The 11,351-nt window shown below is 64.5% G+C and carries 10 protein-coding genes; 1 reads left to right on the top strand and 9 read right to left on the bottom strand.

Going from position 1 to position 11,351, the window contains the following annotated elements; genetic code table 11:
* Positions 1-204: 204 nt before the first annotated feature.
* The 8 genes from AC3A5O_RS13820 to gspG form a co-directional block, all read right to left on the bottom strand.
* Positions 205-1,374 carry a substrate-binding domain-containing protein gene (locus AC3A5O_RS13820; protein WP_305470732.1) on the bottom strand — a complete coding sequence of 390 codons (1,170 nt, stop codon included), beginning with the start codon at positions 1,372-1,374 and terminating at the stop codon, positions 205-207.
* Positions 1,375-1,915: 541 nt separating this feature from the next.
* The gene (gspF, locus tag AC3A5O_RS13815; RefSeq protein ID WP_487753296.1) at positions 1,916-3,127 is read right to left on the bottom strand and encodes a type II secretion system inner membrane protein GspF; all 1,212 of its coding nucleotides are present in this window, start codon (positions 3,125-3,127) and stop codon (positions 1,916-1,918) included.
* Positions 3,127-4,545, bottom strand: a complete 1,419-nt coding sequence (gene gspE / locus AC3A5O_RS13810) for a type II secretion system ATPase GspE (RefSeq protein ID WP_487753295.1) — start codon at positions 4,543-4,545, stop codon at positions 3,127-3,129. Before gspE ends, gspF begins: the two co-directional genes overlap by 1 nt.
* 184 nt (positions 4,546-4,729) lie before the next feature.
* Positions 4,730-7,090, bottom strand: a complete 2,361-nt coding sequence (gene gspD, locus AC3A5O_RS13805) for a type II secretion system secretin GspD (RefSeq protein WP_487753294.1) — start codon at positions 7,088-7,090, stop codon at positions 4,730-4,732.
* Positions 7,087-7,662, bottom strand: a complete 576-nt coding sequence (locus tag AC3A5O_RS13800) for a type II secretion system protein M (RefSeq protein WP_305470724.1) — start codon at positions 7,660-7,662, stop codon at positions 7,087-7,089. Before AC3A5O_RS13800 ends, gspD begins: the two co-directional genes overlap by 4 nt.
* On the bottom strand, positions 7,655-8,836 hold the full coding sequence (gspL, locus tag AC3A5O_RS13795) for a type II secretion system protein GspL (RefSeq protein ID WP_487753293.1): 1,182 nt from the start codon (positions 8,834-8,836) through the stop codon (positions 7,655-7,657). Before gspL ends, AC3A5O_RS13800 begins: the two co-directional genes overlap by 8 nt.
* Positions 8,833-9,819 carry a type II secretion system minor pseudopilin GspK gene (gene gspK / locus AC3A5O_RS13790; RefSeq protein WP_487753292.1) on the bottom strand — a complete coding sequence of 329 codons (987 nt, stop codon included), beginning with the start codon at positions 9,817-9,819 and terminating at the stop codon, positions 8,833-8,835. Before gspK ends, gspL begins: the two co-directional genes overlap by 4 nt.
* A gap of 8 nt (positions 9,820-9,827) precedes the next feature.
* The gene (gspG, locus tag AC3A5O_RS13785; RefSeq protein WP_122566419.1) at positions 9,828-10,277 is read right to left on the bottom strand and encodes a type II secretion system major pseudopilin GspG; all 450 of its coding nucleotides are present in this window, start codon (positions 10,275-10,277) and stop codon (positions 9,828-9,830) included.
* Between the two features lie 148 nt (positions 10,278-10,425).
* Between gspG and gspI the strand changes: the two genes are divergently transcribed.
* Positions 10,426-10,803: a type II secretion system minor pseudopilin GspI gene (gspI, locus tag AC3A5O_RS13780; RefSeq protein ID WP_122566418.1), complete on the top strand. Its 378-nt coding sequence runs from the start codon at positions 10,426-10,428 to the stop codon at positions 10,801-10,803.
* Between the two features lie 75 nt (positions 10,804-10,878).
* Here the strand turns inward: gspI and AC3A5O_RS13775 are convergent, their stop codons facing one another.
* Positions 10,879-11,349, bottom strand: a complete 471-nt coding sequence (locus AC3A5O_RS13775) for a type II secretion system protein N (RefSeq protein ID WP_122566417.1) — start codon at positions 11,347-11,349, stop codon at positions 10,879-10,881.
* Positions 11,350-11,351: the final 2 nt, after the last annotated feature.

Genomic DNA, 11,351 nt, shown 5'->3' with positions numbered 1-11,351 from the left:
CATCCTTTCGGTTTGCTCTAAGGGGCACAACGCAGTGCTATCAAGCTGCCAGCGTTGGTTATAGGGGATAGGCGGTTACAACCGCTCGGGACCGAACGGATGTCATGAAAATTTCATGTGGCTGTGTTGTACGGTTGATACGCAAAAAATCAGCAACGACTTACGTCGTTGCTGATTGATACTTCGTGTTGCTCAGGCGTGGCGTTACAGCGGACGACCGATGCCATTGCAAACGTTGGTGTTGCCGATGCTTTGAGCGCTGGTACTGGTCAGGAAGCTGCCACGAATGGCGTTTTTCCAGGTCGTTGGCAGCGGCACGAAGCGGTTGGCAGTGATGGCGGCATCGTTGTTGTTGGCAGCGACTGCACCGTAGTGGCGGGTGAAGAAATCACGCACCTGAGTGCTTTGGGCGGCGTTGGCGTAGCACTGGCTGAAGATCACGTTGGTGAAGCCCAGGATCGGATAGCCGCTGGTTGGGTAAGCCACGACACTTGGATCGTTAGGGTTGGTGGTAGCGGCGAACACCGGCACCCAGGCGTTCGGGTTGGCGCGGTTGGCGGCAGTAGGTACCGGAACAAGAGCGATAGCGGCCGATACGTTGGCTGGAGCTGGGGATACACCGCCAACACGAGCAACCTTGGTGGCGTCGTCCAGACCGGCCAGGGTGGTAGCGGCGTAATCCGGGCTCATATAAGTGATGCGACCTTGGGCAGCGTTCAACGCGTTCATCACAGCCTGGCTACCAGTGGCGGAAACGGCGCCAGCTGGCAGGCCGCCGCTGTAGCTGGAAGCGAAGTTGGTGGTGATCTCGAAGGTGCCGGTTTCAGCGCACTTCGCCTTCAGGAAGCGGGTGAAAAGCTCGGTGGTGCCGCTGCTTTCTGCACGGTAAACCACGGTGATCGTGCCGGTACGGCCCGAACCGGTGATCTGGCTCCAGTCGGTCAGGCGGCCGGAGAACACGCCACACAACTCGTTGACGCTCAGGTTAACGTTGGCAGTGCCGGTCTTGTTGAAAGGAATGGCAACCGAAGTGGCGACCGAAGGCACTTGGATCAATGGACCCCAGGCGGCGTGGTTGGTGGAGTAGCTGGTCAATTCAGCCGGAGTGAGCTTCGAATCGCTGCCCGCCCAGTGCACGTTCTTGCTGGTGTCACCAGGTACGAAACGGGTGTAATCGTTGTTCAGGAAAGCGGCCTTGCCAGCACCGCTGCCTACGCCGATGTAGGGGGCGAAACCGGCAGTCAGTACACCGGAAGTCTGGTACAGCGGCTGAGGCAAGGTAGCACCACCGCCATTGACATCAGCCATGGCGGCCTGAGCGGCGCAGAGGCCGGCGAGGGTCAGGGATACCGCGAGAACGTTGCGCTTAAACATGAAGAATCTCCTTTCATCGTGTTCGTACGTAGGTTGGGTGACGCATGCTTGCCGTCATGGCGCTCGGTCCTGTGCCGATGGCGATGAGGTGAGGCCATGGGTTAGAAATTCGCAGCTTCCGGTGACAGATAAAGGAAAAAACCTCGGGAGCTGAGGGCTGTTTTTCGAGTTTTTTCCTCGGGTGTTCGAGCGCTCTGGGTTGAGGGTCCGGGCTGGTTTTGCGGGGATACGACAAGGGTTGTCAGGGAAGCCGACGGCAGGCGGTCGTGCGGCGCGCAAACATGACAGAACGAGGAACCCGAGTTTGGCGCGGACGGGGCTCGGGAGGTGTTGTGGCAGTGCAAAAATATTCGCAGCTTTTGTGGCGAGGGAGCTTGCTCCCGCTGGGTTGCGAAGCGACCCCAAACAGGTTGATTGCGATCTGCCCGATGTACTGGGGTGTCAGGTTTTGGGGCTGCTGCGCAGCCCAGCGGGAGCAAGCTCCCTCGCCACAGGGGCCGTGCTTGCCGCAAGAGTGGTGGTAACCAGAAAAATGCTCGGTTTACTGGACCAACTGATTGATCTCGATGATCGGCAGCAGCACGGCCATGACGATCACCAGTACCACGCCGCCCATGACCACGATCATCAACGGCTCCAGCAGCGCGGTCATGCCCATGGCGCGGCGTTCGATGTCGCGGGACAGGGTTTGCGCGGCGCGTTCGAGCATCGGCGGCAGGCAGCCGGTTTTCTCGCCACTGGCGATCAGGTGGATCAGCACCGGCGGGAAGACTTTCTCCACACGCAACGCCGCTGCCAGGTTGACCCCTTCCCGGACTTTGGCCGTGGCCTCGCTGACGCTCAGGCTCAGGCGGTCGTTGGACAGCGTCTGGCGCGCCGCCTCAAGGGCCCGCAGCAACGGCACCCCGGCGCCGCCGAGGATCGCCAGGGTCGAGGCAAAGCGCGCGGTGTTGAGGCCCAGAACGAAACGTCCGATCAGCGGCAGGCGCAGCACCCGCGCATGCCAGTTCAAGCGCGCCGCCGGGTTGCGCAAATACATCCGCCAACCCCAGAACCCACCAGCCAGCACGCCAAAACACAACCAGCCCCAGGCGCGGATGAAGTCACTGGCGGTGAGCATCGCCACGGTCAGCCCGGGCAGGTCTTGCCGGGCCTGGGAGAACGCGCTGACCACCTGCGGTACCACGTAGCTGAGCAGGAAGATCACGATGGCGACCGACACCAGCCCCACCACCCCGGGGTAGATGAACGCCGTGAGGATCTTGCCCCGCAGGTTGTTACGCTCTTCGATGTAGTCCGCCAACCGCTCCATCACCTGAGCCAGGTCGCCGGACTCTTCGCCGGCGGCAATCAGCGCCCGATAGATTTCCGGAAAATCCCGGGGCCGCGCCGCCAGGGCTTCGGCCAGGCGCATGCCGCTGCGCACATCGGCGCGCACTGCGCTCAAGGTCTGGGCGATGTGCTTGCGCTCGGCCTGTTCCACCGTGGCGCTCAACGCGGCTTCCAACGGCAGGCTGGCGCCCAGCAGGCTCGCCAGTTGCCGGGTTGCCCAGGCCAGGTCGTTGTCCGAGAGCTTGGCGCTGAACAAGCCACCGCCGTTGGTCGGTGTGGTGTTGCGCTCGAGCTGCACCTGCAATGCCGTCAGCCCGCGACTGCGCAGCAGGTTGAAGGCGGCACCCTGGCTGTCGGCTTCCAGGTGTCCGATCTCGATCTTGCCGGTGGCGTCGGCCGCTTCAAAACGGTAGCGATTCATCAGGCGTCCCGTGTCACGCGCAGGATTTCTTCAGGGGCCGTGGTGCCACTGCGCACCCAACGCTCGCCATCCTCGCGCATGCTGAACATCCCCGCCTGACGGGCGGCGACGCGCAGTGCCTGCTCCCCTGCCCCTTGGTGAATGAGCGTGCGGATGTCATCGTCGATGCAGAACAGTTCATGGATACCGGTGCGGCCGCTGTAGCCGGTCTGGTTGCAGGTCGGGCAACCCACCGGGCGCCAGGTGCCGGGCGTGGCCGGATCAGGTTGCTTGCAATGCGGGCACAGCCTGCGCACCAGACGCTGGGCGAGCACGCCGAGCATCGACGAGGCCAGCAGGAACGGCTCGACGCCCATGTCGATCAGACGGTTGATGGCCGACACCGCGTCGTTGGTGTGCAGCGTGGCCAACACCAAGTGACCGGTAAGGGACGCCTGCACGGCGATTTGTGCGGTCTCCAGGTCGCGGATTTCACCGATCATGATGATGTCCGGGTCCTGACGCAGAATCGCCCGCAAGGCCAGGGCGAAGGTCATGTCGATCTTGGCGTTGACCTGGATCTGGCTGATGCCCGGCAAGTCGTATTCCACCGGGTCTTCCACCGTGAGGATGTTATGCACGCTGGCGTCCAGCCGGGCCAGGGCGGCGTAGAGGCTGGTGGTCTTGCCGCTGCCGGTGGGGCCGGTGACCAACACGATGCCGTGGGGCTGACGGATCAGGTGATCGAGCTTGCCCAGCACGTCCGGGTCCATCCCCAACGTTTCCAGTTGCAGGCGTCCGGCTTGCTTGTCCAGCAACCGCATCACCACCCGTTCGCCATGGCCGGTGGGCACCGTCGAGACGCGGATATCGATGGGCCGACCGGCCACGCGCAAGGCGATGCGCCCGTCCTGGGGCAGGCGTTTTTCGGCGATGTCGAGTTGGGCCATGATCTTGATCCGCGACACCAGCGCGCCGTGCAGGGCCTTGCGTGGCGAAACCACGTCGCGCAGGGTCCCGTCGACCCGGTAGCGCACCACCGAATGGCTTTCGTAGGGCTCGATGTGAATGTCGCTGGCCTCGTCCCGGGCGGCCTGGGTCAGCAAGGCGTTGATCATGCGGATCACCGGCGCGCCGTCCTGGGTGTCCAGCAGGTCGGTGATCTCGGGGATGTCCTGCATCAGGCGGTCGAGGTCGACTTCGTTTTCCGCCGCGCCCACGACTGCGGCGGCACTGCCGGTGTCGGCGTAGGCACTGTTGAGCAGCCCATCGAGCTCCTCGTCGCGCACCCGCTCCAGCCGCACTTCGCCGAATTGACGGCGCACTTCACTGATGGACCAGCCCGGCGTGGACGGGCACACCATCAGCACCGCGCCCTCGTCGGACTGGCGCAACACCAGGCGCTGGGCCTTGGCCCAGGCGTATGGGAGGGTGTTCATGTCGACACCTCAGGTCCAAGAAACACACATGTCCCCTGTGGGAGCGAGCTTGCTCGCGATAGCGGTGGGTCAGTTGCAATGATGTTGAGCGAACTGCCGTCATCGCGAGCAAGCTCGCTCCCACAGTGTCTTGGGGTGACCTCAGTATTGTGCATACCGCGAACTCCCATAGGTTGGGTGTTCATCAGCGAGCGCCTCCTTCGACCGGCACTGCCTTGATCGCCGCCCTGGGCGTTTGCAGGCTCACGGGCGCCGCCCCCGGAATTGCCCGGGCCGAGGCTGGCAGTTGCGGCGCCTGCATGTCTGGCATGGCCCAGCTGCGATCCGGTTGCAGCAGGCCTTGGGCGCGGCGCATGAAGTCGTAGCGGTTGAGGGTGATGCCGCGCCCCGCCGCCGTGTCGCGGATGATGTACGGCCGCAGGAACACCATCAGGTTGGTCTTGGTGATCTGCCGCCGCTCGTTGCGAAACAGCGCACCGATACCGGGGATGGTCGACAGCCACGGCACCGCGTCATTGCTCTGGCTGTAGCCATCCTGCAGCAACCCACCGAGGACCATGATCTGCCCGTCGTCCAACAGGATGCTGGTGTCGATGGCACGTTTGTTGGTGACAATCCCCGTGGTGCTCGAAGCGCGGTTGTCGACGCTGCTGACCTCTTGATAGATATCGAGCTTGACTGTGCCGCCCTCGGAAATCTGCGGCCGGACATTGAGCTTCAGCCCGACCTCCTCGCGGGTCACGGTCTGGAACGGGTTGTTGCTGGTGCCACCGCCGCCGGTGACGTAGCTGCCGCTGACGAAGGGAATGGTCTGGCCGACAAAAATGCTCGCCGCTTCGTTGTCCAGGGTCAGCAGGTTCGGCGTTGACAACACATTGGTGCCGCCCTTGCTCTTCAACGCCCGGGCCAGGACCTTGAGGTCGAGGATCTTGCCAATGCCGGGAATGTCCACGGTGCCGTTGACCACGCCGAGATTCAGCCCCTGGGGCAACACATCGATGCTGGTCTTGCCATTGAGGTTGAGCCCGGTGCCGCCGAGATTGACCCCGCCGATCACGCCGCTGCCACCGAGGTTGCCGCTCTGCCATTGCACGCCAAATTCGCTGGCGTCGTCCTCACCAACCTCGACGATCAGGCTCTCGATCACTACTTGGGCGCGACGCTGGTCCAGCAGGTCGATGACTTCCCGCAGGTTGCGGTACAGCGGGTCCGGCGCGGAGATCAGCAAAGTGTTGGTGGTGGCGTCGGCCTGGATGGTCACGCCGCCGGCGCTGAACGCGGTGTTCTGTTCGTTTTTCGTCGAAGCGGAGGTGGTCCCGTTGCTGCCCTGGGCGTAGCCGTTGCTGGTGGTCGACGCACTGCCGCTGGTGGTGCTGCTGGTGCCATCACCACTGCTGCCCTGCCCGCTCTGGCCATTGGTGCTGCCACCCATGCCACTGAGTACCGAGCGCGAGTTGTCGTTGCCCTCGCCTTCGCTTTCCCCGGTGAGCAAGCCGCGCAGGGCCTGGGCCAGTTTGCCGGCCTGGGCATTGCGCAGGTATACCACGTGCAGGTTGCTCGGATTGTTCTGGGCATTGTCGAGCTTGTAGATCAGGTTGCGCGCCAGCTCGGTGCGCTCGGGGCTGCCGGCGCGGATGATGATGGAATTGGAGCGCGGGTCGCCGATCACGTTGATTTTCTGGGTCTGGTCGCCGCCCTGGGTTTCCAGCAGGTCGGAAACCATCTGCGCGATGTCGACAGCGATGCCGTTGTGGATCGGCACCACATCGGTGTCGATGGCGCTGGGGGTGTCGATGCCTTCGATGAGCTGCGCCACCCGTGACAGGTTCTCGGCGTAATCGGTGACGACAATGGTGTTGTTGCCCGGGTAGGCGTTGATCGGGTTGTTTGGCGAAACGATCGGGCGCAGCACCGGGATCAGGTTCACCGCGTTTTCGTATTGCAGGCGGAAGGTGCGTGTCAGCATGCCGTTGCCGGCCGGTTTGTCGGCGCTGTAGATCGGCCCTCCCAGCAGCTTGGCATCGGCCTCCGGCACCACCTGGGCCACGCCGCCTACGTCCACCACGCTGAAGCCTTGCATGCGCAGGGCGGCCAGCAACATGTCGTAGGCCTGGTGAGCCGGGACCTGGCCTTCGGAAACCAGCGTCAGGTTGCCCTTGACCCGCGGGTCCACCAGGAATTGTTGGCCGGTGGAACGGGACAAGGCCCGCACCACCGCCTGGATATCCGCCTCGACGAAATTCAGCGTCACCGGTTGATCCCCCAGGGGCGTGCGCGCCGGCACATTGCTGCGGGGTTCTCGGGCACGGGCGGTGAGGTCGACCTGATGCCGCACCGCGGGCTTGCGTTCACGCAGGTCCTGGGCCCGCTGGCGATCGAGCAATGCATCGCCGCTACGCTGGGTACTTCCCAACGGAACACCCAGCTCGCTGTCCACCAGCAACGGCGGCTGCGACGCGGGCGGCGTGCTGTTGCAGGCACTCAACGCCAGCAACAACAGCGGCGCGGCCTTGCGCCAATGACGTGGGTATCGGGCCCCTTTCATGAAGCTTCCTTAGCGCTTTGCGCCTGATCCATGCGAACGGTTCCGGACAGTGTGCCGGCGCTGTTGTCGAGGTTGTCGTGATTATCGGGATTGGCAAGGGCGGTGCGCTGCAAACGGGCCTCGATCACTTCCAGGGAGAACTGCCGTGGGTTGCCCAGCAGCCAGCTGATCACTGCCTCCGCCGGGGCCTGGTCGAACGTGAGCTGCCAGGCATCGGGGAACTCGGTGCCGGGTGCTTGCAATTGGTAGTGCTGGCTCAAGCCGCTGGCGTCCAGGCTCTGGCGCAGGGCGGCTTCGAGGGGCTGGTCTTGGGCTGGCCCGGCGACGTCACGCAACAGCACTTCAAGGGCTTCGGTTTGCGACCGTAGCTTCGGGGTTTCCGCTTGCCAGTAGGCGATGGTCTTGAGCGGTGGCTCAATCAACGCGAGCCAGACCAGACAGCCGCCCAACACCAACGCAGCCAGGGCCACAGCAGCTTGCTCGCGCACGGCAAGCCCCTGCCAGAACGTGCGCAAACGCGTACGAAAAGTTTGCCAACGGACCCATGCCAGGGACAGGGAGTGCTTATTCATCGTCGGCGTCCGGGGTTTCGTCGGAGGAATCCTGGGTACCCTGGCCGGCCGGGGCCACCCGCAGGCGCCAGCCCTGGTCGATGGCGGCGACGTCGATGCCGGCCTGGGCCAGGGGGATTTTCCAATCCTCTTCGGCGGTGGTTTTCTGCGCCTCGGCCACGACACTCAGGCGCAATTCACCGTTCTCGAACACCAATGCCTGGACATTGCCGCTCATGAACGGCATGGCGCTGCCCGCTTGCTGCACCAGGCTGGCAAAGCGTTGGGCCGGGTCGGTCGCCGCACCGCTCTGGCGCGCCGCGATCTGCTGGCGTGCCTGTTGCAGCGGGTTGAGGATCACCGGCAACTCGGGAAACGCCTGTTTCACCCGCTGGCTCATCTGCGCCTTGAGCCGTTGGCCCTGGGCCGCTTCGCGGGCGGCGTAGAGGTTCAGCCCGACCACCCACACCGCCAGCGCTACCGCGCAGATCGCCGCCGCCCGGCCCCAGCCACCGCGTGCGACGGCGTTGCGTGAAAGGCCGGCATGCAAGCCCCAGCCCGGCGCCGGGCCAGTCCAGCGTTGGCTTTCAGCCAATGTATTGATCGAAGGTTGCGGCGCAGCCTCGCCGACCCAGTGCAACCCGGCGCCCGTTTCCAGCAGCCACTCGTCCAGCGCCTCCTCCTGCAACGGTTGCACCACGGCGTGCTGCAGGCCATGACGCACCAGCAGATGGTCGTCCTCGATACAGGCCACCGGCCCCGACAGCACCGGCAAGGCGTAGGCCGCCGGATAGAGGCCGCGCAGCTTCATGCCGGCCTGGTGCACAAGCCGCCCGAGATTGGCGAGGGATTCACGGTCCAGCCAGGCGATCTGCACCTGCCCATCAACGTCGCGCGGGCTGTGGGCCACCTGCATGTGTTCGCTGGCACCGAGCATCAGGGCCTGGGCCGCGCACGTCACCGCCGCGGTGATCTTGGCCGCCGGTAATAGCGGCAACTCCAGGCGAGTCAACAGGCTGTCGCGGGGATGAAGGAAACACTCCACCGAAAGGTTTTTGCCGCCCTGGCCCAACGCCCGGAGGCTGCTAAGGCCTTGCTCGCGAACCTGGCCCTGGCGATCCAGCCAAGCAAACGCCACCACACTGTCGAGGTCCAGGCTGCCCAGCGGCACCAGGGCAATGCGCAAGCGCGTCATACGCCCACCCTTGACCAGATCACCTGGGGCAAACGGTCCTCGGTGCGTTGCAGCAATGCGTCCAGTTCGACCCGCCGCTGACCGCTGCGCGCCTGGCCCCGCAGGCGGAACCAGTCACTGGTGATGCCGACCTTGACGCTGGCGGTCTCCAGCTCCGGCATGCGCAGGCGATTGACGAAATCCCCGCGGTTGATAAACCAGTGGCCGCCGTCGCGCTCCCTGACCAGGGCCTCGGCCCGTTGCAGCGACAGCCCCGGCACGTAGGCGGCCAGCACCGGGGCACTGGCGGTATTGCCATTGATCCAGGTGTTGGCCGGCAGGATCGTCACGTACGGCGTCAGTGTGTCCAGTAACCGCGTGGTGACGCCCTTGACGCTGCGCAGGTCTTGCAAGGTACGCAGCATCGGGCGCGTCGGGGCCAGCGGCGTGTTGTCGGCCTCTGGCGAGGTTTCGCGGCCGCTGTTGAAGGTATTGGCCTTTGGCGCCTGATCCAGCCGCTGCGGATTCAACAGGCGCGGATAGGCCTCGACCACCCTTTCGACGATGCGCGTGCGGACCGTCGCAGCCACGCCCAACTGCTGGCACAGGCGTTCGAAGGCGCGCACTTGTTCCTCGTCCACGCGCTCATTGGCGACGAGGTTGCGCAGGTTGAACTTGCCTTGCTCATCTTCCAGCTGGCCTTCGAACGGCGTGTCGACCTGGCCTGAGCCCGGCATCACGATGGGTTTCGCCCAGGGTTGGCCGAAGCGCGTCAGTGGATCGCGCTGGCGGGCGTCCCAGAGCAACTGGCGACTCAGTTGCAAACCACCCTGCAACCGCGCCGTGCCTTGGACGCGCAACTGCTCGGCCTCCAGGCTGCGGGTGAACAGGGTCTGGCGGGTCAGCATGCCGCCGGCGATGACCGCCACCACGGCAGCGATCAGCAAGGCACTGATCACCGCCATGCCGCGCTGCTTCGCCGCGAGGGGCGAATCCGTTCGCATCACGGCCCTTACAACTGCCAGGAGCCAATGTCGGCATTCACGCCGTCGCCATCAGGCTGGCCGTCGGCCCCCAGGGAAAAGATATCGACTTCGCCGTTGGCACCGGGGTTGAGGTAGTTGTAGGGGCGGCCCCATGGGTCGTTGGGCAGGCGTTCGAGGTAGGAACGCCAGGTGCCGTTTTTCGCGTCGGCCGGTTTCTCCACCAGCACCTTGAGACCCTGGTTCATGCTCGGGTAACTGCCGTGGTCCAGGCGATACAGCTTCAAGGCTTGCATCAGGCCGCCAATGTCCTGTTTCGCCGCCGTTGCGCGCGCTTGGTCGGGACGGTCGAGGACCTTGGGCACCACCATCGCCGCCAGGATGCCGAGGATCACTACCACGACCATGATTTCGATCAGGGTGAAACCCAACTGCCCGCGAGGGCCTTGGGAGCGGGCGTTGTAACGGGCGATCTGCATCTCGACGGTCCTTCGCTGGATTCGATTCGAGGCGCAGTGTTGCAAGAAAATATGTCAGTGATATTGAAATTGCTCAGGAGCTTGCGTCGTCAATCGGTCACGAACGTCGGCTAGCGTTGCAGGTTGTCCTCGCCCTCGAGCCCGCGCCATGCCACGCCCTGCTCCGCAAGCCGGCTTCACCCTGATCGAAGTGCTGGTGGCCCTGGCGATCATCGCCGTGGCCATGTCGGCCGCCGTGCGCGTGGCCGCGGTGATGACCCAGAGCAACGGCCTGTTGCGGGACAAATCCATCGCGCTGCTGGCCGCCCGCAGCCAACTGGCGCAGTTGCGTCTGGAAGGCCGTTTTGCCCAGGGTTCGAAAGTGTTCGAGTGCGACCAGGGGCGCTTGCTGCTGCGCTGCGAACAGACCCTGCGCCCGGTGGAAAACGGTCGACTGCTGCGGGTTGAACTGAGCGTGTCGGACCGCAGTCGCGAAGCACCGCCGTTGGCTCGGTTGGAGACGTTGGTCAGCCGGGAGAAACCTTGAGCGTTGTGGGCTAACACATCCTTTGTGGCGAGAGGTTTATCTGTGGGAGCAAGGCTTGCCCGCGATACAGGCGCCTCATTTCCTCGGAGACTGCGTCGTCTTCATCGCGGGCAAGCCTTGCTCCCACAGGGGAGGCAAACTCACTGAATCCGGCAACCGGGCCAGGACCAGTCGGGTCTGCTCCTTGCCCCGCTCGATGACCACCGCCTGCGCCTCGATCGCCACCAGCCGCACCCCTTGGGCCACGCGCTCACCCACCAGGAAACTGCGCGGCGGTCCGTCGTTGAGGCTGAGGATCGCCACGGCGGCGTGGGTGCCGGCCATCACCCCGCTGACCTTGATGTCCACCGGTGCCGGCTGGTTGGAGAACCATTGCAACGCCGGGTTATCGGAACGCTCGGCCATGCGTTGCGGGGCGACGTCCGGCGTGCGGGACTCGGCCGAGGTGAGCAGCAGCGAAGACCAGGTCGCCACCCCGGCCAACGCCGCCAACAAGCCCACGGCCTGGACGATTTGCGCCGGGGACACACGCTCGATGAACGCCATGG

It is taken from the genome of Pseudomonas sp. Soil_N_39 (assembly GCF_057655955.1).
This window is presented reverse-complemented; position numbering and strand designations above follow the sequence as displayed.